Source organism: Arthrobacter sp. UNC362MFTsu5.1 (genome assembly GCF_000685965.1).
Lineage (GTDB): Bacteria > Actinomycetota > Actinomycetes > Actinomycetales > Micrococcaceae > Arthrobacter.
Genome location: NZ_JMLE01000006.1, coordinates 97111 through 121080, shown reverse-complemented (window position 1 = coordinate 121080; position 23970 = coordinate 97111). Strand labels below are relative to the sequence as shown.

Annotated in this window: 23 protein-coding genes; 7 read left to right on the top strand and 16 right to left on the bottom strand. The window is 68.1% G+C overall.

The genetic code is table 11. The features are described from left to right. Window positions 1-62 precede the first annotated feature (62 nt). From BS38_RS0108060 to BS38_RS0108050, 3 genes are all read left to right on the top strand, one after another. A complete protein-coding gene (locus tag BS38_RS0108060; protein ID WP_028270333.1) occupies window positions 63-1010 on the top strand; it encodes an alpha/beta fold hydrolase in 948 nt (315 codons plus the stop codon). Next, on the top strand, window positions 1007-1891 hold the full coding sequence (locus BS38_RS0108055; RefSeq protein ID WP_043438048.1) for an alpha/beta fold hydrolase: 885 nt from the start codon (window positions 1007-1009) through the stop codon (window positions 1889-1891). The genes BS38_RS0108060 and BS38_RS0108055 overlap by 4 nt, the downstream gene beginning before the upstream one ends. A gap of 61 nt (window positions 1892-1952) precedes the next feature. Further along, the gene (locus BS38_RS0108050) at window positions 1953-2789 is read left to right on the top strand and encodes an alpha/beta fold hydrolase (RefSeq protein ID WP_028270331.1); all 837 of its coding nucleotides are present in this window, start codon (window positions 1953-1955) and stop codon (window positions 2787-2789) included. 84 nt (window positions 2790-2873) lie between these two features. Here the strand turns inward: BS38_RS0108050 and BS38_RS0108045 are convergent, their stop codons facing one another. From BS38_RS0108045 to BS38_RS0107980, 14 genes are all read right to left on the bottom strand, one after another. Then, window positions 2874-4367 (bottom strand): DHA2 family efflux MFS transporter permease subunit, encoded by a 1494-nt coding sequence (locus tag BS38_RS0108045; protein WP_028270330.1) that lies wholly within the window; start codon window positions 4365-4367, stop codon window positions 2874-2876. 102 nt (window positions 4368-4469) lie between these two features. Then, entirely contained in the window at window positions 4470-5399 is a 930-nt protein-coding gene (locus BS38_RS0108040) for a 4-phosphopantoate--beta-alanine ligase (RefSeq protein WP_028270329.1), read from the bottom strand. Window position 5400: 1 nt separating this feature from the next. Then, the gene (locus BS38_RS0108035) at window positions 5401-6360 is read right to left on the bottom strand and encodes a Rossmann-like and DUF2520 domain-containing protein (RefSeq protein ID WP_028270328.1); all 960 of its coding nucleotides are present in this window, start codon (window positions 6358-6360) and stop codon (window positions 5401-5403) included. Continuing rightward, entirely contained in the window at window positions 6353-7921 is a 1569-nt protein-coding gene (locus BS38_RS24710) for a PH domain-containing protein (RefSeq protein WP_051628788.1), read from the bottom strand. The genes BS38_RS0108035 and BS38_RS24710 overlap by 8 nt, the downstream gene beginning before the upstream one ends. Window positions 7922-7953: 32 nt before the next feature. Then, window positions 7954-8466, bottom strand: coding sequence for a PH domain-containing protein (locus tag BS38_RS0108025; RefSeq protein ID WP_028270327.1), 513 nt, complete (start codon window positions 8464-8466; stop codon window positions 7954-7956). After that, on the bottom strand, window positions 8447-8974 hold the full coding sequence (locus BS38_RS0108020) for a DUF3180 domain-containing protein (RefSeq protein WP_028270326.1): 528 nt from the start codon (window positions 8972-8974) through the stop codon (window positions 8447-8449). Before BS38_RS0108020 ends, BS38_RS0108025 begins: the two co-directional genes overlap by 20 nt. Window positions 8975-8977: 3 nt before the next feature. Next, window positions 8978-9532, bottom strand: coding sequence for a 2-amino-4-hydroxy-6-hydroxymethyldihydropteridine diphosphokinase (gene folK, locus BS38_RS0108015; protein ID WP_028270325.1), 555 nt, complete (start codon window positions 9530-9532; stop codon window positions 8978-8980). Continuing rightward, window positions 9529-9888, bottom strand: a complete 360-nt coding sequence (gene folB, locus BS38_RS0108010) for a dihydroneopterin aldolase (RefSeq protein ID WP_028270324.1) — start codon at window positions 9886-9888, stop codon at window positions 9529-9531. Before folB ends, folK begins: the two co-directional genes overlap by 4 nt. A 9-nt stretch (window positions 9889-9897) precedes the next feature. After that, window positions 9898-10833: a dihydropteroate synthase gene (folP, locus tag BS38_RS0108005; RefSeq protein ID WP_028270323.1), complete on the bottom strand. Its 936-nt coding sequence runs from the start codon at window positions 10831-10833 to the stop codon at window positions 9898-9900. Window positions 10834-10844: 11 nt separating this feature from the next. Further along, window positions 10845-11489 (bottom strand): GTP cyclohydrolase I FolE, encoded by a 645-nt coding sequence (folE, locus tag BS38_RS0108000; protein WP_028270322.1) that lies wholly within the window; start codon window positions 11487-11489, stop codon window positions 10845-10847. 9 nt (window positions 11490-11498) lie between these two features. Continuing rightward, complete coding sequence (gene ftsH / locus BS38_RS0107995; protein WP_028270321.1) at window positions 11499-13568, bottom strand: ATP-dependent zinc metalloprotease FtsH; 2070 nt, start codon at window positions 13566-13568, stop codon at window positions 11499-11501. 203 nt (window positions 13569-13771) lie between these two features. Beyond that, entirely contained in the window at window positions 13772-14323 is a 552-nt protein-coding gene (hpt, locus tag BS38_RS0107990; protein WP_028270320.1) for a hypoxanthine phosphoribosyltransferase, read from the bottom strand. Between the two features lie 29 nt (window positions 14324-14352). Continuing rightward, on the bottom strand, window positions 14353-15414 hold the full coding sequence (tilS, locus tag BS38_RS0107985) for a tRNA lysidine(34) synthetase TilS (protein ID WP_028270319.1): 1062 nt from the start codon (window positions 15412-15414) through the stop codon (window positions 14353-14355). Between the two features lie 69 nt (window positions 15415-15483). Next, a complete protein-coding gene (locus tag BS38_RS0107980) occupies window positions 15484-16602 on the bottom strand; it encodes a zinc-dependent metalloprotease (protein ID WP_028270318.1) in 1119 nt (372 codons plus the stop codon). Window positions 16603-16707: 105 nt separating this feature from the next. Between BS38_RS0107980 and BS38_RS0107975 the strand changes: the two genes are divergently transcribed. After that, on the top strand, window positions 16708-16926 hold the full coding sequence (locus BS38_RS0107975; protein WP_028270317.1) for a hypothetical protein: 219 nt from the start codon (window positions 16708-16710) through the stop codon (window positions 16924-16926). On the opposite strand, the gene dacB is transcribed toward BS38_RS0107975, so the two are convergent. Further along, window positions 16923-18386, bottom strand: a complete 1464-nt coding sequence (gene dacB, locus BS38_RS0107970; protein ID WP_442853339.1) for a D-alanyl-D-alanine carboxypeptidase/D-alanyl-D-alanine endopeptidase — start codon at window positions 18384-18386, stop codon at window positions 16923-16925. The genes BS38_RS0107975 and dacB overlap by 4 nt on opposite strands. Window positions 18387-18546: 160 nt before the next feature. Here dacB and BS38_RS0107965 point away from each other — a divergent pair, with 160 nt between their 5' ends. The 3 genes from BS38_RS0107965 (at window position 18547) to BS38_RS0107955 (ending at window position 21303) form a co-directional block, all read left to right on the top strand. Continuing rightward, complete coding sequence (locus tag BS38_RS0107965; protein ID WP_028270315.1) at window positions 18547-19035, top strand: inorganic diphosphatase; 489 nt, start codon at window positions 18547-18549, stop codon at window positions 19033-19035. A 165-nt stretch (window positions 19036-19200) separates the two neighbouring features. Continuing rightward, window positions 19201-20541 (top strand): carboxylesterase family protein, encoded by a 1341-nt coding sequence (locus tag BS38_RS0107960; protein ID WP_028270314.1) that lies wholly within the window; start codon window positions 19201-19203, stop codon window positions 20539-20541. A 3-nt stretch (window positions 20542-20544) separates the two neighbouring features. Beyond that, entirely contained in the window at window positions 20545-21303 is a 759-nt protein-coding gene (locus tag BS38_RS0107955; protein ID WP_028270313.1) for a DUF429 domain-containing protein, read from the top strand. Between the two features lie 58 nt (window positions 21304-21361). Here BS38_RS0107955 and BS38_RS0107950 read toward each other — a convergent pair whose 3' ends face one another. Continuing rightward, entirely contained in the window at window positions 21362-23848 is a 2487-nt protein-coding gene (locus BS38_RS0107950) for a phosphoketolase family protein (RefSeq protein WP_442853337.1), read from the bottom strand. Between the last annotated feature and the right edge of the window lie 122 nt (window positions 23849-23970).

The window sequence follows — 23970 nt, the reverse complement described above, 5'->3', positions numbered from 1 at the left end:
GCCGCCCGGGATCCCCTCCCCCGGGCGTTTTCGCTTCGAGGGGTGGGCATAGACTCGGGGCTGTGGAAACTCGGACGATCAGGACGGACGACGGCGAGGGTCACCTTCAGGTGCACTCCTTCAGTCCTGCTCCCGCCACCGCAATTCCCGCAGCGGCACTTCCCGCAGCGGACGGCGCGGCGCAACCCGGCGTCGTCGTAATCCACGGCACCCTGGTGACCGACGCGCTGTACCGGCCGTTCGCGCTCAAGCTCGCCCGCCTGCTGGGGCGGCCGGTGCACACCTACAACCGCCGCGGCCGGGGAGGTTCCTCCGAGCAGCGCGAAGACTATTCGGCGGCGACGGAGGTCAGCGACCTCCGGGCCGTCATGCGGACAACCGGCTCCGCCGACGTCGTGGCCCACAGTTACGGCGGGTTCGTGGCGCTGCAGGCGGCCCGGACCGGGTCCATCCGGCGGCTCGTGACGTACGACGCCGCGGTTTCCCTCTCCGGCAGCCTCAGCCGCCGGTGGCGGCCGGAACTCGAACACTCCATGGCGGCCGGGCAGCTCGACCAGGCGTGGGCCCATCTTGTCCAGGGGCTGGAGACCGCCGGGCCGGTGTCGAAACTGCCCCTCGGCGCACTGCGCATGCTGAGCATCCTGTCCGCCCGGACCCGCCTCGGCGCCGAAATGCGGCAGCTGCTGCCCACCGCCGTCGTCGAAATGCGGGCCGTGCTCCAGGCCGACGCCGAGCTGGAGGATTTCGCCGGCATCACCACCCCCACCCTGATGCTGAGCGGCGGCTGGAGCCCGGCGTACTTCGCCGAAACCGGCCGCCAGCTCGCGGCGTCAGTCCAGGCGATCGACTTCGCCCTCGTTCCCGGGCAGCTGCACGAAGGCCCGCTCCGTCCGGGGGCCCGGCTTGCCCTCACCGCCGCGCGGTTCCTGGCCGACGACGCCGGGTTGCGGCTTCAGCGCCTCCGCGCCGCCGGGATTCCGCCGGGCAACCGTTTTAGGATGGGCCGGTGAAGGAAACCCGCGCCCGTGAGGGCACAGTCAAGCAGCAGGTCATCCCCGCACATGACGGCGGACGGCTGGCTTTGTACAGTTACGGGACCGTCGATGCCCCCGGCGAGCGCCGTGTGGTGGTGATCGGCGGAGCCTTCCTCACGGCTTCGATCTACCGGCCGTTTTCCGAGGCGCTGTCCAAGGGCCTCGGGGACGGCTGGGCGGTGGACGTCTACGACCGGCGCGGCCGCGGTGATTCCACGCCGCAGCCCGCGGACTACTCCATGGCCACCGAGATTGCCGACGTCCGGACCATCATGGACGCCACCGGTGCGCGCAACCTCTTCGGCCACAGCCTGGGCGGCTCCGTGGCGCTCAACGCCGTGCAGGAGTTCATCGGCACCGCCCACCAGCCCGACAAGCTTGCGGTCTATGACGCCGCCGTGAACATCGACGGCAGCGTGGATACGTCCTGGCTGGAGGGTTTCGAACGCTCAGTCAATGAGGGAAACGTCCCGCACGCCCTGGCCAAGCTCAAGAAGGGCATGCAGCCAAGCTCGGCGCTGGCCAGGATTCCGGAGCCGGTCCTTGCCGGGCTGATGGCGCTGGTGTCGCGGACCAAGGTGAACCGGCTCTTCAAGGAGCTCATGCCCAGCGGGGTGGGCGAGCTGAAGGCGGTGTTCGACGAGGCCGACCACGTCCGCGACTTCTCCGTCCTGCCGCCGAACACCCGGTTCATGGTGGGAGCCAGGAGCCCCCGGTACTACAAGGTGACGGCGGAACTGCTGCACCGTGCGGTGCCCGGCAGCGCCCTCCAGGTTTCACCCAAGTGCGTCCATGCCTCCATTCCCGCGGCCGTCAAGGAACTGGTCGAGGACATCTCCGCGTATTACAAGGGCTGACGCACTGCGTGCCGGGCCGAAGCTGCTGCGCGGTTCCTGCCGCCCCGGGTAGGCTCGGAACATGACGCGCGAGAACATCAAAACACCCGACGGCGGAACGCTGGAGCTTTACACCACGGGGGCCGAGCTGGCTTCGGCGGGCTCGGGCGTCGTCGTCGTTCAGGCTTCCATGGTCACCGCCGCGGACTACACGCGCTTTGCCCAGAAACTCAGTGCTTCGCTGGGCCGGCCCGTGCACACGTTCAACCGGCGCGGCCGCGGCGAATCGTCACCGCAGCCCGAGGACTACACCCTGGACGTGGACATCCGCGACCTGGACACCGTAATGAGGCACACGGCGAGCACCGACGTTTTCGGCCACAGCTTCGGCGGCGCCGTGGCTCTGCACGCGGCCCGCACGCTGCCGGTGGAACGGCTCGCCGTCTACGATCCCGCCGTCTCCGTGAACCACAGCGTGAAAGCTGACTGGATCGCCGAATACGAACGCGCCACCGCTGCCGGCGACGACGACCGCGCCCTCGCCGTGCTGGTCCGGGGACTCGAAACGGGAGGGGCTTTGTCCTCCCGGATGCCGCTCTCAATGCTCACGCTGGCCAACAAGCTCACCGCCGGAACGCCCATCGGCAAGCAGCAGCGCGAGCTGATGAAGACCGGGGTGCGCGAGATCAAGGCCATCATCGCCGCCGACATGCCGGCCGAGCCGTTCCTGGCCCTACCGCTTGAGACCCTGATCATCGTGGGCGAAAAGAGCCCCGCCTACTTCGGCATCGCCTGCGGCCAGATCCACGACGTCCTGTCCGGGTCGAGCTACACCATCCTGCCCGGCGCGGGCCACGACGGCGTCAACCGGGCCCCCGACAAGCTGATCAGCGAACTCAGCGAGTTCTTCGCCGGCTGACGCCGGTTTACCGCACACAGCGCGAACGGACAGTTGGGGCCCGCTCTGTGGGGCCCCAACTGTCCGTTCGCGCTTAATGGGACGTTAGTGCGCCGCCGGCACCGGGTGCTCCGCACCGGCGGTCTTGCGCATCATGGCGGAAAGCACGACGGCGGCGACGGCGATGATTGCCGCCGTCAGGAACGCTGCGTGCATGCCTGCGACGATGCCCGATCCTGCCGACACGACGGCGTAGATCGAGACCAGGAGCGCGGTTCCGGCCGCACCGGCAACCTGCTGCAGGGTGCTCATGATGGCCGAGCCGTGCGAGTAGAGGTGCGGCGGCAGCGGGTTGAGTCCGGTGGTGAACGCCGGGGTGAACAGCAGCGCCAGGCCCAGGCTGAGGACCACGTGCAGCATCACAATCCACCAGACGGCTGTTTCCGCGTTCAGCATGGAGAACTGCCACAGGGACAGCACCATCATGACGGAGCCGGTGACGGTCAGGGGAAGGGGTCCGACCTTGTCGAAAAGCCGGCCGATGAACGGGCCCAGAAGGCCCATGGCCAGGCCGCCGGGCAGCAGGGCCAGGCCGGTCTCCAGGGACTTCAGCCCGCGGATTTCCTGAAGGTACAGCGGCAGCAGGATGACGGCGCCGAACAGTGCGATCATGGCCACTACCAGGAGCAGCACGGACACCGTGAACATGCGGAAGTTGAATGCGCGCAGGTCCAGCAGCGGGCCCTCCGACTTCTGCAGCTTCAGCTGGCGGAAGACGAACGCCGTCATGGCCACCAGGCCAATTGCCAGCGCGGCCAGGGCTGGCGTTCCGGGGCCGCTTTGCCCGCCGTGGCCTCCGCCGACCTGGCTAAGCCCGTACACCAGGCCGCCGAAGGCAGGCACGGTCAGCAGGACGGAAAGGATGTCCAGCCGGGTCTTCTCGGATTCGCCGATGTTGGTGAGGTAGCGGGCTCCGATGGCGAAGGCGGCCAGGGCGATGGGGAGGACGAACACGAACATAAAGCGCCACGTGAAGTGCTCGAGGATCAGCCCGGACACGGTGGGGCCCATGGCCGGGGCCACCGAAATGGCGATGCTGACGTTGCCCATCACGGCGCCGCGCCGTTCGATGGGGACCAGCGTCAGGATGGTGGTCATCAGGAGCGGAAGCATGATGGCGGTGCCGCCGGCCTGCACGATGCGTGCCAGCAGGAGGACTTCGAATCCCGGAGCAAGCGCCGCCAGTAGCGTGCCGCCCGAAAACAGCCCCATGGCCAGCATGAAGACCGCCCTGGTGGACAGCCGCTGCAGGATGAATCCGGTGGTGGGAATGACCACGGCCATGGTGAGCATAAAGCCCGTGGACAGCCACTGCACCGTAGGCGCATCGACACCAAGGTCCACCATGAGCCGCTGGAGGGCGACGTTCATGATGGTCTCGTTGAGGATGACCACGAAGGTGGCAACGAGCAGTGTGACGATGATGGTGACCGACTCGCGGGACATCTTCGCCGGGCCGGTCGCCGTTACCGTCTCAGACGCTGGCGCGGCGGGGGCCACGGGGTCGCCGTGGGCGTTGGAAGAGACGTCTGTAGACATGGGGATTCCCTCAGGGAGATGTGAAGTGGTTTCCGGCGAGCTTCGTCGCTGCAGATTCCAACAGTGTATCCCTCGGGGTAATTCCCGTCATTGGAAAAAAGTTCAGGAGCTGAGGGGCACGTTGTCAATCAGCCGGACCGGGCCCACCTTCGCCGCGATGATGGCCAGGCCCTCGCCGCGGAACGGTGTCTCCTTGCAGTTCTCCGCCAGGGGTTCGAGGGTGTCCGGGTCCACCACGTCGAAGTAGTCCAGTCCCACGAGGGGCTGTGATTCCACCAGGGCCTGGGCGGATTCCAGGTCGAGCGGTTCGTGGGCGTTGGCCCGCTCTTCGAGGAGCCGCAGCGCACGGGAGAGGACCAGGGCGGCTTCGCGTTCCTCCGCGGACAGGAACCTGTTCCGGCTGCTCAGGGCCAGGCCGTCGGCGGAACGGACAGTCGGCACGGCCACGATCTCCACCGGGAAGTTCAGGTCCGCCACCATGCGACGCACCAGCGCCAGCTGCTGGGCGTCCTTCTGGCCGAAGTAGGCGCGGTACGCGGGCAGTCCCGCGCCGGCGCCGGTCACGAACGCGCCTCCGCCGGGCAGTCCGGTCCCCGGGATCCCGTAGTGCAGCAGCTTGGCCACCACTGTGAGTGCGCCGTCGAAGTGGCCCGGCCGGGACGCACCCTCCCATTTCCCGGCAAGGCGTCCTGCCGTCACGCGGACGAGGGGTTCGCCGCCGGGGTAGACCTCCTCCACGGACGGCGCGAACACCAGGTCCACGCCCTCGGCGTCCAGGAGCTCCATGTCCGCCTCCAGGGTCCGGGGGTAGCGGTCCAGGTCCACGGCCTCGCCGAACTGCAGCGGGTTGACGAAGATGCTGGCCACCACCACGTCGTTTTGTTCGACGGCGGTGCGCGCCAGCTTCGCGTGGCCTTCGTGCAGGGCGCCCATCGTGGGAACGAGGCCCTGCGACGAACCCTGTTTCTCCGTCAGCAGCCGGGCGCTTTCGGCGCGCAGCTGCGCCGCCGTGGTCACGAGTTTGATCGCCAAGTCAGTTACCTCCAGTGGCCTGCGGCCCGTCGTTGTCCGGCCCGTCGTTGTCCGGCCCGTTGTCATCCAGACCGTCTTCCCCGGCCAGTGCTTTCCGGATCGCGTCCAGCTGGTCGGGCTTCAGCAGCCCCCGGCTCCCGGCGCGGTGGGCGGTGGCCCGCGCCATGGCCAGGTATGCCTCGAGAATATCGCCGCCTGCACCGGCGTCGTGTTCGCGCAGGGCCTCCGCGTGCGCGGCAACCGTGCCCACGTCGCCCCGGGCCACCGGCCCGGTGAGGGCTGCCTCGCCGGAGGCAAGTGCATTCTCCAGCGTTGCCCGCAGCAGCGGGCCCAGCATGCGTTCTGGGGATTCGACGCCCACTTCGCGCAGCAGCTGGGAGGCCTGGGCAACCAGGGTGACCATGTGGTTGGAGCCGTGCGCCAGGGCCGCGTGGTACTGGGTACGGTCGCCCTCGGCAATGGCCACCGGTTCGGCACCCATCTCCACCACCAGGGCCTGCGCGATGGGCAGCATCGCGGCGTCCGCCGTGACTCCGAAGGTGCAGTCCAGGAGCCGGGTGAGGTCCAGGCTCATGCCGGTGAAGGTCATGGCGGGGTGCAGCGCGAGCGGGATGGCACCGGCTGCCCGCACCGGATGCAGGATGCCAACGCCGAAGCGGCCCGAGGTGTGGGCCACGAGTTGTCCGGGCTGCCAGGCACCCAGCTTCGCGAGTCCCTGCACGAGGTCGCCGAGGGCATCGTCCGGAACGGCGAGCAGCACCAGTTCGGACCGTTCCACGATGTCCTGCACGTCGAGTACCGGCACGCCGGGCAGCAGGGTTTCGGCGCGTTCGCGGCTTGCGTCGGAGACGGCGGAAACCCCGACGACGGCGTGCTCGGCCGCGCGGAGTGCTGCACCGAGCACGGCTCCGACTTTGCCTGCACCGATGATTCCGATGCCGAGGCGTCCTGGCTTAGCCATGTTGCGGGCCTTCCTCGTGGTTCTGGGGGTGGTCGGGAGTGTGCCGGTCCGCCGTCGCCTCCGGCGCGACCTGCGCGAGCCACTGCTCGCTGGTCTGGCGTTTGCGGGCTTCCCGTGCGCGGGCTGCCTGGGCATCGAACAGGGCCCGGGCTTCGTCCAGTCCGGCCTGGATGACCCGGGGCGATACCGGACCGGCCGTGGTGTGCAGGACCAGGTCCGCCACCCGGAATCGCCGCGCCAGCGGCCCCTGGTGCAGGGCCATCGACTGTGTGCGCTGGTGCGGAACCACCACGAGCTCGCGCCACAGCCGGCCGGAACGGATAAGCAGCGCCGTATCCGTGGCGGCGAAGCCGTTGCGGCGCCAGCCCAGGGGAGCCAGCAGCCGCACGCGGCGCGGGCTGGTGACGAACCCGCCGTCGGGCGCCCCGCCGGAAGACACTCCCGCGGGAGTCTCCGCACCGGAGGCCGCTCCCGCGGGGGCAAGGCCGGTCAGGCCGGCGCCAAAGACGCGGGCAGGGTCCGCTGTTCCGGGATCGGGGAGCACCAGGGAGAGCATCCTCATGACGTCCGCCAGGACTCCCACCGGGAGGATCGTGGTGCGTGAGGCGGCCTCGCCGTTGCTGCCGGGGCCGCCGTAGCCGGCCACGTTCACCTGCATCCGGTACCAGCCGAAGATCCGCCACAGCGGCGGCTGCGTCACTTTCAGGGCCTGGATCCTGCCCGGCGGAAGGGTCTGCGCCTGCGTGTCCAGCAGCCCGTAGCGGAGCCGGATGCCGTCGGGCGAAATGGCGGCGGTGAAGTTATAGCCCTTGTTGAAGGACCCCCAGTAGGCGGCGGCCAGGCCAAGGACGGCAGGGATCAGGTAGAAGTAGAAGCTGCGGTTGTCGGTGATGGTTGAGAGCACCACGGACGCCACCGCGCCCAGCACCACGAAGAAGCTCTGCTCGCTCAGGAGCAGCGAACCGACAAGGCGCGACGGCGGGACGGCCAGGACCGGGAATTCCGGCGCCTCCGGCAGGGCTGCTTCCGGCCGCTCGGGGTCGGGTTCCAGCCCGGCCGCGCGGGCCAGGATGGTGGCCCGCAGCTGGCGGGCGTCGTCGATGCGGAGGTAGGCCAGGCGGACCGCCGATTCGCCGGCATCGGCCACCTCGAATTTGAGCTCGGCAAGGCCGAAGACCCGGGCCAGGAGGGGCTGCACGATGTCGATGGCCTGCACGCGGTCCAGCCTGGCCTGCCGCTGCTGCTTGAACAGGAAGCCGGTGTTCACCCGGACATAGCCTTCGGCCACCTGGTAGCGGGTGAAGTACCAGGTCATGATGAACCCGAGTACGGACAACAGCAGGACCAGCCCGCCGCCGGCGACCAGGAACGGCACGCGCCCGGCAAACATGTCATCCATCAGGGGCCGGCCCTGCAGGAGCCGCTCAAAAGTGTCGCGGCCGAAGAAGTAGCCGATGGCGGCAAGCGCTACCCAGCCCCGGATGAACGGCGACGCAGGGTGTACCCTCAGCCACTCGCCGTCGGGCTTCCCGGAAACCTGCCCGGGCCCCTCGGTGGCCACGGGACCCTCAGGGGTCGCGGCGTAGCCTGGGGTCACAGCCCGGCCAGCCGTGCAGCGCCCCGGGCGGAAAGCTGCTCGCGGAGCCGTGCCCCCTCGTCGGCAGGCAGGCCCGGGATTTCAGCGTTGGTGCCGGCGGACGCGGTGTGCAGCTTCAGCGTGCAGAGCCCGAGGGCGCGTTCCACGGGACCTACGCCGATGTCGACGTACTGCATCCGGCCGTAGGGAACCACCAGGGTGCGCTGGAAAAAGATGCCGCTGCGGATCAGCAGATCATCGTCGCGCTCGGCATACCCGATGGCGCGCACCTGGCGCGGTATCAGCAGCAGCCGCCAGACGGCCAGCAGCAGCATGACGGCCGGAACCGTGATGGCCAGCCAGAGCGGAAGCCACACCCACCAGCCCGCCAGGGTGAAGACGATCGGCAGTGAGAGCAATCCCACGGCGATGAGGTTGCCGACCGCCCATTCAACCAGGCGGACGGTGACGTATTTGGGTGAAACGCGGAGCCAGGAGATCCCCGGCGGATCAATCGCCTCGGTACGCATATTCGCCCTCCCCCTTGGGCTTGCGGGCGCCTCTTCCGGGCGATCCCGGCGCGCCGTCGGCGTCGCCGTCTTCGGGCGGGATCCGGCAGAAGCGTTCCACCACCAGCCCGACGATGATCATCGCAAGTCCGCCGCCGGCCATGGAAAGCGCCAGCCAGGTGATTCCCTGGTCGCTGCGCAGGTTCCAGAGCCTCAGCAGGTCCAGGAAGATTCCCGCGTGCCAGCCCAGGAGCACGGCCCCGGTGTACGCGCAGGCCTGGGCGAGGACCAGCGTCCAGGCGGCCAGGATGGGGTTGAGCATTTTCTTCTTGTTGCCGTTCCGCCAGCGCAGGACGCGGATTCCGAGCACCAGCGTGAGTGCCACGATCACGCCCATGGTCACCAGGCCGGTCTGGGGCAGCACCGGGGTGGCCAGGCCGTAGCGGGTGGTCATGACGGTCGCAAACCAGCCGGCGATGGCGAGGATCAGCCCGACGACGATCAGCAGGAAGGGGTTGACGGGTTTCACGGCCTATTCCACTGCTCCCGCGGTGGGAAGGCCGTCGAAGTCCCCGAAACCGTCGAAGGGGGCAAGATCGGGAAAGTCGGCGGCGCGGGCCGCCAACTCACCCACGCGGACACCGTTGAGCTCCGCCGACGGGTCGATCAGCGACCACGGATACAGCACAAACGCACGCTCGGCAGCCCGCGGATGGGGCAGGGTCAGGGCGGGATCCGCGCTCACCAGGTCCCCGTAGGTGATGATGTCCACGTCCAGGGTCCGCGGACCCCACCGGACTTCGCGCACCCTGTGGTGCTTGTTTTCCACGGCCTGGCAGTGGCGCAGCAGTTCCGACGGCGGCAGCGAGGTCTCTACCGTGATCACCATGTTCAGGAAGTCCGGCTGGCCTTCCGGCCCGCCGACGGCTTTGGTCTGCACCACCGGGGACACCGCGGTCAGCCGCACTTCGGGCCGGTCCACCAGGTCCGCGACCGCGCTGGAAAGGGTGTCGTTCCGCTCCCCCAGGTTGCTGCCCAGGGCCAGGACGGCCCGGACATAAGGGTTGTTCGAGTACGGCGGGTTCATGAGCGCCGCCGATGCACGCTGACGGAGACGTCGCCGAACTCAACTTCGATGGGCGCCTTGGGCTTGTGCACCGTGATGTCGACGGCGGCCAGCGGGAATTCCTGCAGCAGGTCTTCGGCGATGCGCACGGCCAGGGCCTCGATCAGGTTCAGCGGCTCGCCGGTGATCCAGTGCTTGATCCGCTCGGCCACCTCGCCGTAGTGGGCGGTGTCCAGGACGTCGTCCGAGGCGGCGGCCTTGCTGAAATCCAGGTGCAGCACCGCATCAACGATGAACGGCTGGCCGTCGCGGCGTTCGAAATCGAACACCCCGTGATGGCCGACGGCGGTAACACCGCTCAGCGTGATTGTGTCCATCGTGGCTGCCTAGTTGGTGGGTCTGGAGTCGCCGAGCGGTGCGGCGGACATCCGGGCGGCAACCTTGACGGCGTCAAGGCTGGGTTCGACGTCGTGCACGCGCACAGCCCATGCGCCGCGGGCGGCGCTGATCGCCGTGATGGCGGCGGTGGCGTGGTCCCGTTCCTGGGGAGCGGCGGCCTTGCCAGCCACGGTCAGCAGCGTGCCAAGGAAGCGCTTGCGCGAAGCTCCCACCAGGATCCTGTGGCCGAGGGCCTCCAGCGGTCCCATGTTCCGCAGGAGCTCCCAGTTCTGGACATCGTTCTTGGAGAAGCCCAGCCCCGGGTCCACGATGATCTGTTCCGGCGCCACCCCGGCCGCGTACAGCTTGTCCCGCACGCCCACCAGTTCAGCCGCGACTTCCTCTGCCACGTTGCCGTATTCCGCGAGGGAGGTCATGGTCTTGGCATCGCCGCGGCGGTGGGTCAGCACGTACGGGACGCCGGTCCGGGCAGCCAGTTCAGCCATCTCCGGCTCCATCGTCAGCCCGGAAACGTCGTTGATGATGGCGGCGCCGGCCTTGAGGGCAGCGGCTGCCGTTGACGCATGGGTGGTGTCGATGCTGACCAGGGCGCCGGCCTTGACCATGGCCTCGACCACCGGCAGGACGCGGCGCTGCTCCTCTTCCGGGCTGACTTCCTCAGCGCCGGGGCGGGTGGATTCGCCGCCGATGTCGATGATGTCGGCTCCGGCGTAGAACATCCGGAGGCCCGCAGCGATGGCCGTGTCCGGCGTCGGATGCGTACCGCCGTCGCTGAAGGAATCCGGGGTGACGTTCAGGATGCCCATCACCAGCGTGCGGTCCGTGGGGAGATCTTCAAACTTGGCTGCCGGCCGCGGTTTACGCAGGATGGGCAAGGGGTTTGTTGCGGGTCCGGTTCCAGGGGCAGCAGCGAGGGAGTCCATAGTCTGTTTTATTACCTTCCGAGTATGAGGCTCATGGCTTCGGCGCGGGTGGCCGGGTCATGCAGTTGACCGCGCACGGCACTGGTGACGGTCTTGGCACCGGGCTTGCGGATGCCGCGCATGGACATGCAGAGGTGTTCGCACTCAACGACCACGATCGCGCCCCGCGGCTTCAGGTGCGTCACCAGTGCTTCGACGATCTGGGTGGTCAGCCGTTCCTGCACCTGCGGGCGCTTGGCGAACATGTCCACCAGCCTGGCGAGCTTGCTCAGCCCGGTGACTTTGCCGTCGTGTGAGGGAATGTAGCCCACGTGCGCCACCCCGTGGAACGGCACCAGGTGGTGCTCGCAGGTGGAGTAGAACGGAATGTCCTTGACCAGGACCAGCTCCTCGTGGTCCAGGTCAAAGGTGGTGGCCAGGATTTCCGCGGGGTCGTGGTGCAGGCCGGCGAACATTTCCGCATAGGCCTTGGCCACCCTTTTGGGAGTGTCCAGCAGCCCGCCGCGGTCCGGGTCTTCCCCGATGGCCAGCAGGATTTCCCGGACCGCCGCCTCGATCCTGGGGCGGTCCACCTTGGTGCCTCCCCCATGCCGCGAATGGTCTGCAGTCGAGGGGTTGGCGGAGCCGGAAACGTCGTCGTCGTCGAAATGATTCACAGCAGAAGCTTAGCCGTGATGCGGTCCGTCGGCGCCGACGTCCGTAACACCGCCGCCGAAGGTCTCCTGGCTTGACACGCCCTGGGGGTGGGGCGGCTGGGCGTCCAGCGGCTCTTCCAGGCGTGCTTCCTTGGCTTCTTCCTGGGCTTCACGTTCGGCCTTTTCGAGGCGGGATTCCACGGGACCGGCGGTCTGCACCGGCCGGGATTCCTTGGAGAGCCAGACTTCGCGGAAGTCGCGCTTGCGGATATCCCGGAAGACGTGGGCGATCTCGGCCTGGTTGAGGGTTTCCCGCTCCAGGAGCTCAAGGGCCAGGGAATCGAGGATGTCGCGGTTCTCGGTGAGGATCGCGTAGGCCTCGTCGTGCGCCTGGTCGATCAGGCGGCGCACTTCCTCGTCCACAATGTAGGCGATCTGGTCCGAGTAGTTGCGCTCGTGGCCGGCGTCGCGGCCCAGGAACGGCTCCCCGCCGCCCTGTCCGAGGCGGACGGCGCCGACGCGTTCGCTCATGCCGAACTCCGTGACCATCTTGCGGGCCGTTCCGGTGGCCTTCTCAATGTCGTTGGAGGCGCCGGTGGACGGATCGTGGAAGACGATTTCCTCGGCCACGCGGCCGCCCATCGCATAGGCCATCTGGTCCAGCAGTTCGTTGCGGGTAATGGAGTACTTGTCGTTCTCCGGGACCACCATCGTGTAGCCCAGGGCGCGGCCGCGGGGCAGGATGGTGATCTTGGTGACCGGGGCGGAGTTCCGCAGGGCGGCTGCCACCAGGGCGTGTCCGCCTTCGTGGTAGGCGGTGATCTTCCGCTCGTGTTCCTTCATGACGCGGCTGCGCTTCTGCGGGCCGGCCATAACGCGGTCAATGGCTTCATCGAGGGCGCGGTCGTCAATCAGGTTGGCGTTGGAGCGGGCCGTCAGCAGGGCGGCTTCGTTGAGGACGTTGGCGAGGTCGGCGCCGGTGTAGCCGGGGGTCTTCTTGGCGACGGCCTTCAGGTCGACGCCGGGAGCCATCGGCTTGCCCTTGGCGTGCACCTGCAGGATCTGGTCGCGGCCCACGAGGTCGGGTGCCTCAACGGTGATCTGGCGGTCGAAGCGGCCGGGGCGCAGCAGGGCCGGGTCCAGCACGTCAGGACGGTTGGTGGCGGCGATCAGGATAACGTTGGTCTTGACGTCGAAGCCGTCCATTTCAACCAGCAGCTGGTTGAGGGTCTGCTCGCGTTCGTCGTTGCCGCCGCCGATGCCGGCGCCGCGGTGGCGGCCGACGGCGTCGATCTCGTCCACGAAGATGATGGCGGGCGAGCTGGCCTTGGCCTGCTCGAAGAGGTCGCGGACACGGGACGCGCCCACGCCGACGAACATTTCGACGAAGTCGGAACCGGAGATGGAGAAGAACGGCACGCCCGCTTCACCGGCGACGGCACGGGCCAGCAGGGTCTTGCCGGTGCCCGGAGGGCCGTAGAGCAGCACGCCCTTGGGGATCTTGGCACCCACGGCCTGGAACTTGGCCGGTTCCTGGAGGAATTCCTTGATTTCCTGGAGCTCTTCGACGGCTTCGTCGGCACCGGCGACGTCGCTGAAGGTCACCTGGGGCATGTCCTTGTTGACCAGCTTGGCCTTGGACTTGCCGAACTGCATGATCTTGGATCCGCCGCCCTGCATGCGGGAAAGCAGGAACCAGAAGAGGACACCCAGCAGCAGTACCGGAATCAGGAGGGAGAACAGGCCGGAGAACCAGTTGTTTTCGATCGGCTGGTCAGTGAAACCGCTTGAGGGGTTGGCGTCGGTGACTGCCTTGACCACGTCCGCGGCGCGGGCGTTGACGAAGAAGAACTGGACGTTCTTGCCCTTGTCCTGGCCGTCGATGACCAGGTTGTCCTTGAGGACCAGGTCCACGCGGTTTTCCGCGTCGAAGATCTTGGCCTGTTCCACCTTGCCGCTGTCTGCAAGAAGCTCGAGGCCCGGCTTGGTGTCGATCCGGGTAGCCCCGCCGGGGGCGAGCGTGGCAAAGGCCAGCAGGAGCATTCCGACCACAACTACGATCCAGATGCCCGGGCCCTTGAAGAAACTCTTAGCTTTCATCTGATCGGGGGCTGGCCCCGTCCCTCCTGGTAGTGCTGCACGGCGACTGGTCTGCGCGCGTGTGGTGCTGCGTCAGCTTCTAGCTATACACCGTTCGGAGTGAATCACGCACGGTGTAGGGCAAAAGTTCCCTCTAGGCGTAGCGGTGCATGGCCGCGGCCTTTTCGGGCCCAGCCGGCCGGGAGGGATCCCGGGGAGTGTGCCTACTCGTAGACGTGGGGGGCCAGGGTGCCCACGAAGTCCAGGTTGCGGTATTTCTCGGCGTAGTCCAGGCCGTAGCCCACCACGAACTCGTTGGGGATGTCGTAGCCGACGTACTTGACGTCGATCTGGACCTTCGCGGCCGTGGGCTTGCGGAAGGCGGTGCAGATTTCCACAGAGGCGGTGCCGCGGGATTCCAGGTTGGTCTTGAGCCAGGACAGCGTCAGGCCGGAATCGATGATGTCTTCAACGATCAGCACGTCCTTGCCCATCAGGTCCGTGTCGAGGTCCTTCAGGATCCGCACCACACCGGATGACTGGGTGCCGGAACCGTAGGAGGAAACTGCCATCCAGTCCATGGAAACGTGGCTGTGAAGTGCCCGCGCCAGGTCCGCCATGACCATCACCGCGCCCTTCAAAACGCCGACGATGAGGAGCTCCCGGCCCTCGTAGTCCTTGTCGATCTCGGCAGCGAGCTCGGTAATCCGCTGCTGGATCTGATCCTTGGTGTAGAGAACGTGCTTGAGGTCTGCCTGGACGTCGTTTGAATCCACCAATGGCTCCTGTGTAGATGCGGGTGCGACTATTTTTGGGGCGGCTTGTGAAGCCGGAATACTAGCTTCCCACAGCGGGCGGCTTCGCGGGGACCGCCGTTGGGAGCGTCCTGCGCCCCGGCCAGCTGATTCTGCCCTTCGCCGGCGAGGATCTGCGCTAGGGAAAGCCGGTAGGCACTCACGCCGCCGGGAAGTTCCACGGGACCGGCGGAGCCCTGCCGGCGCAGGAGCGCTTCCGCGGCGAGCAGCCGTTGATAGCTTGGTTGCTGGCCCCCGACGGCGGCGGCCGCCTTCGCGATCACCCGGAACCGGATGGCGGGGGCCAGCTCGCCCAGGGCTTTCTCAGGCAGGCTGACTTCGTCGCCGGATTGCTCGGCCAGTTGCCCATAAGTGCTGTTCGCCACGTCGTCGAGGTAATCGGCGTCCAGCTGCAGGATGGCCGCCGTCCGGGCGAGGGACTCCGCGACGCCGGGACCAAGTTTTTCCTCCAGCATCGGAAGGACCTCCACCCGCGTCCTTGACCGTGCAAAGGACGGATCGGCATTGCTCGGATCGTGCCACGGGTCCAGGCCTTCGACGGCGCAGATCTCCAGGGTGTCGGCACGGCGGAGGCCCAGGAAAGGCCGGAGCAGGAGTCCGCGGACCGGCCGCATTCCCGCGAGCGAGCGTGTTCCGGAGCCCCGGGCCAGTCCCAGCAGCACCTGTTCCGCCTGGTCATCCAGGGTGTGGCCGAGGAGGATCGCGCCGGCACCGGCCTGGGCGGCGGCTTCCTCCAGGGCGGCGTGCCGGGCGTCCCGCGCAGCGGCTTCGGGGCCGATCCCGGTGGACGCGACGTCAACCCGCCGGATGTCCACGGGAGAGAGTCCCAGGCCCCGGAGGATGTCTGCGGTCTGGGCGGCAACGCCGGCTGAGCCGGGCTGCAGCTGATGGTCCACGACGACGGCGCCCACCGATACGGGGTGCCCGTCCACGTGGCCGCGGCGCCCGAAGTAGGACGCGACGGCGGCCAGGGCCAGGGAGTCCGGGCCGCCGCTGCAGGCGACGAGCACCCGGCCGGGGTAGCCGGCGTCGGCCAGGGCGTTCTGCAACATTTTGCGCGCCTTGCCGACGACGGGCGACAGCCGGCCGGGACGCCGTCGTCCGGTTGCGGGTTGGGACAACTAGAGCCCCATCCGCTCGAGCCAGAGCTTGGCGTCATGGATTTCCGGTTCGGTGGGCAGGTTCCCGGCGGATTCCCAGACCCGGTTGAAGCCGTCCATGCCGGCGACGTCCACCACGGCGCGGACAAACTTGGCGCCGTCCGTGTACTGCCGCATCTTGGCATCGAGGCCCAGCAGGCCGCGGATGAACTTCTCCACGACGCCGCGGTCCTTGCCACGGGCGTTGAAGCGTTGCCGGATGGTCTTGACGGACGGGACGATGCTGGAATCCACGGCGTCCATCACCACGTTGGCGTGGCCCTCCAGCAGGCTCATCACGGCAGTCAGGTGCGAGAGGGAAGCTTTTTCCTCCGGGTCCTGCAGCAGGTCCAGGATGGCGCCGCGGCCGGGCGCTGTTCCGGCGGCCGTGCGGTCCTTCAGCGACCGGGCCGCGGCCGATGCTCGTTCGAGGAGCGTGTCCACGTTGCCCAGCAGGTGTTCGCTGAGATTGTCGATTTCGTTGAGCATGTGGTGGCGGAGCCAGGGCGCGGCGGCGAACTGGACGCGGTGGGTCTGTTCGTGCAGGCAGACCCACAGCCGGAAATCCTCGGGGGCAACGTTGAGTTCGCGCTCCACCTGGACGATGTTCGGCGCCACCAGCAGCAGGCGCCCGGCGGCGGGGGCGGTGGAGTCCTCGGCGAGCGCCGAGAAAGGATCGTACTGGCCCAGGACCTTGCTGGAGAGGAAGGCGAGCACGGCGCCCAGCTGGCTTCCGGTGATGGCTCCGCTCACGGATGCGGCACCGGGGCTCATGGTTCCGCGCCGGCCTTCGAGCATCTTTTCCATGGCCGGTTTCAGCATGACGGCAAAGCTCTGGGTGTTGGCCTTGGCCCAGGAAGCGCGGTCCACCACCAGCACGGACGAATCACGGAGGTCCCGTGCCGCCTCCAGCCCGGTGATGTCGTGGACGTGCGGCACGGAAATGTCCGCCATGAGGCGCAGGTTCTCCACGGCCGCCCCGATTTCGGCGGACCCCAGCGCGGGGCCCGCGGGAGCCAGCCGCGCGGCTGTTGACGCTGCGAGCTCCCAGTTGATCAGTGCCTGGGCCTGTGCTGATGAATCGCCTGCAGTTGACTCCATAGCGTCCATCAGATCACAGCACCCTGCGGTTACGCCTTAAGTTCGCTGACCGGCGAACGGGTTCAACGCACAGGCAGGGCACAGGATCGGAACAGAGGAACACAAATGTTCCGGACCAGAGTTGGTACCGAAGTCCACACCACCAAGGAGAGTCCGATGATTGCGTACCGTCCGATCCCGCCGCTGAGCCTGGGTAAGAGCACCGGCTGGAGGTCCGTCCTGTCGGCTGTGCTGATGGCTGCGCTGCTGGGCACCGCCGCGTTTGGGGCTGCGGAGGCATCACCCGGAACCGGAGTGCGGCTGAGTTCCGCTTCAGAAAACTAGCGGCACCCGCAGGAAGCCAGGGCCGACGCCGTGCGGTCCAGCGCGGTCCGGTTGCCCGCAGCGCCGGGCTGCAGCCCGTTTCCTATAAAGGAGAACACCAGGAGGCGCCCGTCGGCGTCCACCACGTAGCCGCTCAGGGCGATCACGGAATTCAGGGTTCCGGTTTTGGCCCGGACCAGCCCGGCACCGCGCTCCGTCGATGCGTCGGTGTACCTGCTGCCCAGGGTTCCGGTCAGGCCGGCCACGGGGAAGCCGCCGATGGCCGCCCGCAGGCTGGGGTCCGTGCCGGAGGTGATGGCCCGGACGATCTCGGCCAGTTGCCCGGCCGAGACCTGGTTGCCCAGCGACAGCCCCGAGACGTCGGCCACGCGAAGGCCGTCCGTGGGGATTCCGAGGTCCTGCACCTGTTTGAACACCGCGGCCGTGGCGCCGTCATTGCTGCCGGGCTGTCCGGCGGCGACGGCCGCCAGCCGGCCCAGCACCTCGGCGAGGTAGTTGTCCGAGGTCTGAAGCATCAGGTCCACCTGCTGGCGGAGCGTGGCGGACTGGACCTCGGCCAGCACCTTGCTGCTTTCCGGTGCCTGGCCACGCACGACGCCGGGCGTGACGGACAGCCCGGCGGCGGCGGCCGCCGTCGTGAGCTGGGCGGAGAACGCCTCTGCCGCTGTCATGGCGGCGTCCTGCGGACGCGGTCCGGTGGTCACTGCGGGGTCGTATCTGGCCGAATTGAGGGCGAGCGGGAACAGGGGTGCGGTCTCGCCGGCTGCCACATCGTCCGGACTCCACGTCGGGTTCAGCGCCGGACCGGTGAACAAGGAATCGTCCAGCCGTACCTGCACCGGGCCCTTGACGCCGCTTTCCTGCAGGGCCTTGACCGTGAGCTGGGCCAGCGTGGCCAGTCCGGCGTGGCCCAGCACGCCGTCCCGGGACGACTCCCCCGCACCCAGCAGGACGTCGCCGCCGCCGGTGAGAACCACCGACTCCGGCTCAGCCCCGGACACAACCTTGGTGCTGAAGCGCTGGTCCGGGCCGATGGCACGGACGGCGGCGGCGGCCGTCAGGAGCTTCATGTTGGAGGCGGGCACCCGGGCTTCCGCACCGCCGCGGTCAAACAGCACCTGCCCGGTGGCGGCGTCCTGCACCACGCCGGTAAAGGACCCGCCGCCGTCGGCCTGCAGTGTGGTGTTGAGCTGGGCGCCGAGGGCGTCCGGCCAGGGCACCGGAGCCGAGTCCTTGAGGGGGGCGATTCCCTGCGGAAGGGAGAGGTCCCGCGGGACCTGCTGCCAGGCGGGAACAGCAGACTCAGTGTTTGCCGGCTCCGGGCCGCGCCCGGTGAAGGCAGGGGCGATCAGCATGGCCGCGGGGACGGCGAGCGCCACAATCAGGATGGTGAGCAGCGCGAGCGGCAGTTGCCGCCTGATGATGGCGGCCCAGGGATGGCTGGCCACGTGGCTCATCATGCGTTTCATGCTGCTGCTGGTCCTTATAGTCCTGAAATGTCCCCACTAGTTCATGAAACCTGGGCCTATCGCTATATCCTCAATAGTAGTCGGCGGCACCGACACTCCTTTTGCTGGTCATTCTGTGTGCCGCGAACACCCTGAAGTCGAGGAGCATTCCATGAAGCATGACGTGACCATCGAGATCCCCAAGGGATCACGCGTCAAGTACGAAGTCGATCACGAGACCGGCCGCGTCCGCCTGGACCGTGTCCTGTTTACGTCCATGCAGTACCCCACCCACTACGGTTTCTTCGAGAACACGCTCGGCGAAGACGGCGACCCGCTGGACGCACTGGTGCTCCTGCAGGACTTCGATCTGCACCCGGGCGTCATCGTTGAAGCCCGCCCCATCGGCGTGTTCAACATGACCGACGACGGCGGCGGGGACGCCAAGGTCCTCTGCGTTCCCACCGACGCCCGCTTCGACCACATCAAAGAGGTCAGCGACGTCAGCGAATACCTGATCAAGGAAATCGAGCACTTCTTCACCCGCTACAAGGACCTGGAGCCGGGCAAGTGGGTCAAGGCTGAAGGCTGGGGCGACCGCGCCGCTGCCGAAGCCGAGCTGGAAGCTTCCATCAAGCGCTACGTTCCGGCAGCACACTAGTTACGCCATCGCCGCGCATTAGCGCGAACGGACACTTGAGGCCCTGGAATCTGCGGATTCCGGGGCCTCAAGTGTCCGCTCGCGCTCTGGCGGGGAGCACGGGAACCCGGCACCCGCCGTCGTCGTTCTCAGGAGTGTGCCAGCCTTCCGTGAAATCGTTGCCTTATGAGTGACGTTCCTGCCTTCAATCCTCCGTGCTTCAGTCCGCCCTGCGGGCCGGTCAGCGGCTGGCGCGACGGCGACGTCGTGCGCGCCACGGGAATCCCGTACGCCACGGCGGGCCGCTTCCAGCCGCCGGCCAGTGCACCCGACTGGACCGAAGTCCTGGCCGCAACCTCGCTCTCCCCCGCGTGCCCGCAGGGCCCGGTGCCGTTCCTCGACGACATCCTCGGAACCCGCTACGGTGAGCTTCCCGGCAGCGAAGACTGCCAGCGCCTCTCGATCACCATCCCGGCCGGCCTTGCCGACGGCGAGCGCGTTCCGGTCATGGTGTGGCTCCACGGCGGGTCCTACACCTCGGGCTCCGGCGACCTGGCCATTTTCGATCCCAAGACCCTGGTGGCCGAGAACCGGGTCATCGTTGTCTCCGTGACGTACCGCCTGGGCCTGTTCGGATATCTCGCGACCGGCACAGGCCGGCCCGGAAATCTCGGCCTGCTGGACCAGCTTGAGGCGTTCCGCTGGGTGCAGCGCAATATCCGCGCCTTCGGCGGCGATCCAGAGCGCGTGACCGCCTTTGGCCAGTCGGCGGGAGGCGACGCCGTCGCGCATCTGATGGCGACGCCGGAGGCAGCCTCGCTGTTCCAGCGCGCCATCATCCAGAGTGCGCCCCTGGGCATTACCCGGGGCCGGGAGAAGATGAACGCCGCGATGGGCGTCGCTGCGGAACATGTCACCGAAGACACCCCCGCGATGGACGTGGTTGCCATCGAAGGGCGTGTTTCCCAGGTGGCCCGGAAGTACGGGCTGAAGGCCGCCATGCCCTTCGGCACGCAGTACGGACACGCACCGCTGCCGCCGGAACACGAGATTGAAGCCGCGTGGAACTCGGCCGCGCCCGGCATCGAGGTCCTGATCGGCCATACCGCCGACGAGGCACGGATGTTCCTGCCGGGAAACCCCGTCGCCGAACGCCTGGCCAAAATCCCGGTGCTAGGAACCGCCGTCGTTAACGCAGTCAGCCGTGCCGTGACCCAAGCCGTTTACGGCCGGGCCGCCCGCAAGTTCGCCCGGCGGCATGCCCGGGCCGGAGGAAAAGCGTACAGCTACGTGCTCACGTGGGCCGCGCCCGGGAACTACTTTGGGGCCGCCCACACGGTTGACCTGCCGCTGCTGTTCGGAAACAAACAGACGTGGGCCACGGCCGGCCTTGTCGCGGGCGCCACCTGGGACGACATCGACGCCCAGGGCCGCGCCCTCCGCGCCATCTGGGCCCGGTTCGCTTCCGGGGAGGGCCTCGATACCCGGGGAGAACTCCCCGGCACGCTCCGCTACCGTTCCGCCTGACCCGTGAGGACCCTGGGCGTGGACCTCGCTGCGGCCACCAGGAAAACCGCGGCGGCGGTTCTCGAGTGGACGGAAGGTGGTGCGCGGCTTGTCCACCTCTCCCTGGACGTCACCGACGAGGAGATCGTGGAGCTGTTCGGCAGCAGCGACTTGACGGGCGTCGACTGCCCGCTGGGCTGGCCGGACGCACTCCTTCCGTTCCTTGCCGGGCACCTGGAGTTCGACCCGCATCCGGTCCTGGACCACGACGGGATTGCGGGCCGCCGGCTGCTGGCCTACAGGGACACCGACAGGTTCGTCACGGGCGCCACCGGCCTCATTCCGCTCAGCGTCTCCGCGGACCGGCTGGCCCATCCCGCCATGCGCTGCGCGGTCATCCAGGCCAAGATCGCACAGGATTACGGCCCGCAGGCCAGGGACGGCTCCGGGCGGCTGGCGGAGGTCTACCCCGCCGCCTCGCTGAAACTCTGGGGAATCCGCGCCCGCGGCTACAAAGGGCGCGGCACCGCGGAGGCGGAGCGGCTGGGCGTGATCCTGGACAGCCTGACCGCCGCTGCGCCCTGGCTGGACCTGGCCGGATACCGTGATGCCCTCGAAGCCTCCGACGACATGTTCGACGCCGTCATCGCCTCGCTCACGGCCCGCGCCGTGAGCCTCCGCCAGACCCTGATGCCGCCGGATGACCATGCCGCCGCGGCCCTCAGCGAAGGCTGGATCCATGTGCCGTCCGGCCCGCTCGCGGGCCTGCCCGGGACCGGGTAACCTGCGTTCACCGGACTACCCTTCCCGGGCTACGCCCCGAGCGCTGCCCGCCCCGGGGCTACCCGCCAAGCGTCCAGTCGCGGATCTCCGCCATGTCCTCGCCGTGGCTGCGCGTGTGGTTGTGCGCCCGGATGCGCTGGTCCTGCAGCGACTGGCGCAGCAGGGAGTGCCGCTCCGCCAGTCCGGGAACCCGGTCGATGGCGTCGATGGCCAGCTGGAAGCGGTCAATCCCGTTGAGCATGGCCATGTCGAACGCCGTCGTGGTGGTGCCTTCTTCCTTGTAGCCGCGGACGTGCAGGCCTTCCTGGTTGGTGCGCCGGTAGGCCAGCCGGTGGATCAGGGACGGGTAGCCGTGGTAGGCGAAGATGATCGGCTTGTCCGCGGTGAAGATGCCGTCGAAGTCGCGTGAGCTCAGCCCGTGGGGGTGTTCTCGGTCGTCCTGGAGCCGCATCAGGTCCACCACGTTGACCACCCGGATCTTCAGCCCGGGGGCGCCTTCCTTCAGCAACTCCGCGGCGGCGACGGTCTCCACCGTGGGTACGTCCCCGGCGCAGGCCAGCACCACGTCCGGCTCTTCTCCCGGCACCTCGGATCCGGCAAACTCCCAGATCCCCAGTCCGCGCTGGCAGTGGTGGGCGGCATCGGCGGGTCCCAGCCAGGTGGGTGAGGGCTGCTTGCCGCTGACCACGATGTTGACGTAGTCCCTGGATCCGAGGCAGTGCTCCATGACGGAGAGCAGCGTGTTGGCATCCGGCGGCAGGTACACCCGGATGACCTCGGCCTTCTTGTTGACGGCGTGGTCGATGAAGCCCGGGTCCTGGTGCGAGAAGCCGTTGTGGTCCTGCTGCCACACGTGCGAGGACAGGACGTAGTTCAGCGACGCCACGGGCTGGCGCCAGGCGAGCTCCCGGTGGACCTTGAGCCACTTGGCGTGCTGGTTGAACATGGAGTCGACGATGTGGATGAAGGCCTCGTAGCAGCTGAACACTCCGTGCCGGCCGGTCAGGAGGTAGCCTTCCAGCCAGCCCTGGCAGAGGTGTTCGCTGAGCACCTCCATAACGCGCCCGGCCCGCGCGAGGTGCTCGTCGACGTCGTCGATCCGGTACTGCCAGACCTTGTCCGTGACGTCGTAGACGTCCTGGAGGCGGTTGGACGCGGTCTCATCGGGGCCGAAAAGCCGGAACGTCTCGGGGTTCTGCGCAACAACGTCCCGCATCCAACCGCCCAGGGTGATCATGGCGCTGACCCGCTCCACGCCCGGCACGGGCACCTCGACGGCGTGCTTGCCGTAGTCCGGCAGTTTGAGGTCGCGCAGCAGGATGCCGCCGTTGGCGTACGGCGTCGCACTCATCCGCAGCTCCCCGGCGGGAGCGTTTTCCGCGACGTCGGGCATGAGCCGGCCGGCGTCGTCGAACAGTTCGCCCGGCCGGTAGGACTGGAGCCACTGTTCCAGCTGGGCCAGGTGCTCCGGATTGGTGCGGACCTCGGACAGCGGCACCTGGTGGCTCCGCCAGGTGCCCGCCACCTGCTTGCCGTCCACCTGCTTGGGTCCGGTCCAGCCCTTGGGTGAACGCAGCACAATCATGGGCCACCGGGCGGCGCCTGCGTCGTCGCCGGCGCCTGCGTCGGCTGGCGACGGGGCGCCGTCCGGCGGCACGGCGGCGGCGGCGCGGCGCTCCGACTGGATGGCGCGGATGTCAGCCAGGCACGTATCCAGAACAGCGGCGAAATCGCGGTGGGCCCTGTCGACGTCGTCGGGATCCGCCACGGTGACAAAGTACGGCTGGTGGCCGTAGCCGCGCAGGAGCTGTTCCAGCTGGGCCTCTGGCATCCGGGCCAGGATCGTGGGGTTGGCGATCTTGTAGCCGTTCAGGTGCAGGATGGGCAGCACTGCGCCGTCAGCAACGGGGTCCAGGAAGTTGTGAGAGTGCCAGCTGGCCGCCAGCGGCCCGGTTTCCGCCTCGCCGTCACCGATCACGACGGCGGTAATCAGCTTCGGATTGTCGAAGACGGACCCGTACGCGTGCGCCAGGGAATAGCCGAGTTCGCCGCCCTCGCTGATGGAGCCCGGGGTCTCGGGAGCGGCGTGGCTGGGGATGCCGCCCGGGTAGGAGAACTGCCGGAACAGCTCAGCAAGCCCCGGTTCGTCGTTGCCCACGTTGCTGTAGATCTCCGAGTAGGTGCCCTCGAGCCACGCGTTGGCCACCACCGCCGGGCCGCCGTGGCCGGGTCCGGCGATGAACAGCATCTCCTGCCGGTCCCGCCGGATGGCCCGGTTGAGGTGGGCGTAGACGAAGTTGAGTCCCGGGGTGGTGCCCCAGTGGCCCAGGAGCCTGGACTTGGCGTCCTCGGCGCGGAGTGGTTCGCGCAGCAGCGGGTTGGAGCGGAGATAGATCTGGCCCACGGACAGGTAGTTGGCCGCCCGCCACCAGCGGTCCACGAGCCCAAGTTCGGAGTCACCAAGCAGGGCATCACTCACGTCACTGGTCACTGCAGTCCTCGTTTCGCTGGGGCTCCGTCGGTGGCACAGCTCCCATCGCAACATCTCCACGCGCCTGACACAACCCCGGACACTTTCGACGAGAAGTTCATAGCGATGGGTTGGTCTCGCCGCGAGGGCAACCTTCTGGGAGGACATCGACGCCGGAACCCTTCGCTCCGTTGTGG

Excerpts from the sequence above, each read along its gene's own strand:
- BS38_RS0108050 (WP_028270331.1), top strand. The coding sequence starts at position 1,953 with ATGACGCGCGAGAACATCAAAACACCCGACGGCGGAACGCTGGAGCTT.
- BS38_RS0107960 (WP_028270314.1), top strand. The coding sequence starts at position 19,201 with ATGAGTGACGTTCCTGCCTTCAATCCTCCGTGCTTCAGTCCGCCCTGC.
- ftsH (WP_028270321.1), bottom strand. The coding sequence starts at position 13,568 with ATGAAAGCTAAGAGTTTCTTCAAGGGCCCGGGCATCTGGATCGTAGTT.
- dacB (WP_442853339.1), bottom strand. The coding sequence starts at position 18,386 with ATGATGAGCCACGTGGCCAGCCATCCCTGGGCCGCCATCATCAGGCGG.
- BS38_RS0107965 (WP_028270315.1), top strand. The coding sequence starts at position 18,547 with ATGAAGCATGACGTGACCATCGAGATCCCCAAGGGATCACGCGTCAAG.
- tilS (WP_028270319.1), bottom strand. The coding sequence starts at position 15,414 with ATGTTGCAGAACGCCCTGGCCGACGCCGGCTACCCCGGCCGGGTGCTC.
- folP (WP_028270323.1), bottom strand. The coding sequence starts at position 10,833 with ATGGACTCCCTCGCTGCTGCCCCTGGAACCGGACCCGCAACAAACCCC.
- BS38_RS0107980 (WP_028270318.1), bottom strand. The coding sequence starts at position 16,602 with ATGGAGTCAACTGCAGGCGATTCATCAGCACAGGCCCAGGCACTGATC.
- BS38_RS0108025 (WP_028270327.1), bottom strand. The coding sequence starts at position 8,466 with ATGCGTACCGAGGCGATTGATCCGCCGGGGATCTCCTGGCTCCGCGTT.
- BS38_RS0108035 (WP_028270328.1), bottom strand. The coding sequence starts at position 6,360 with ATGGCTAAGCCAGGACGCCTCGGCATCGGAATCATCGGTGCAGGCAAA.
- BS38_RS0108045 (WP_028270330.1), bottom strand. The coding sequence starts at position 4,367 with ATGTCTACAGACGTCTCTTCCAACGCCCACGGCGACCCCGTGGCCCCC.
- BS38_RS0107950 (WP_442853337.1), bottom strand. The coding sequence starts at position 23,848 with ATGTTGCGATGGGAGCTGTGCCACCGACGGAGCCCCAGCGAAACGAGG.
- folB (WP_028270324.1), bottom strand. The coding sequence starts at position 9,888 with ATGGACACAATCACGCTGAGCGGTGTTACCGCCGTCGGCCATCACGGG.
- BS38_RS0107975 (WP_028270317.1), top strand. The coding sequence starts at position 16,708 with ATGTTCCGGACCAGAGTTGGTACCGAAGTCCACACCACCAAGGAGAGT.
- folK (WP_028270325.1), bottom strand. The coding sequence starts at position 9,532 with ATGAACCCGCCGTACTCGAACAACCCTTATGTCCGGGCCGTCCTGGCC.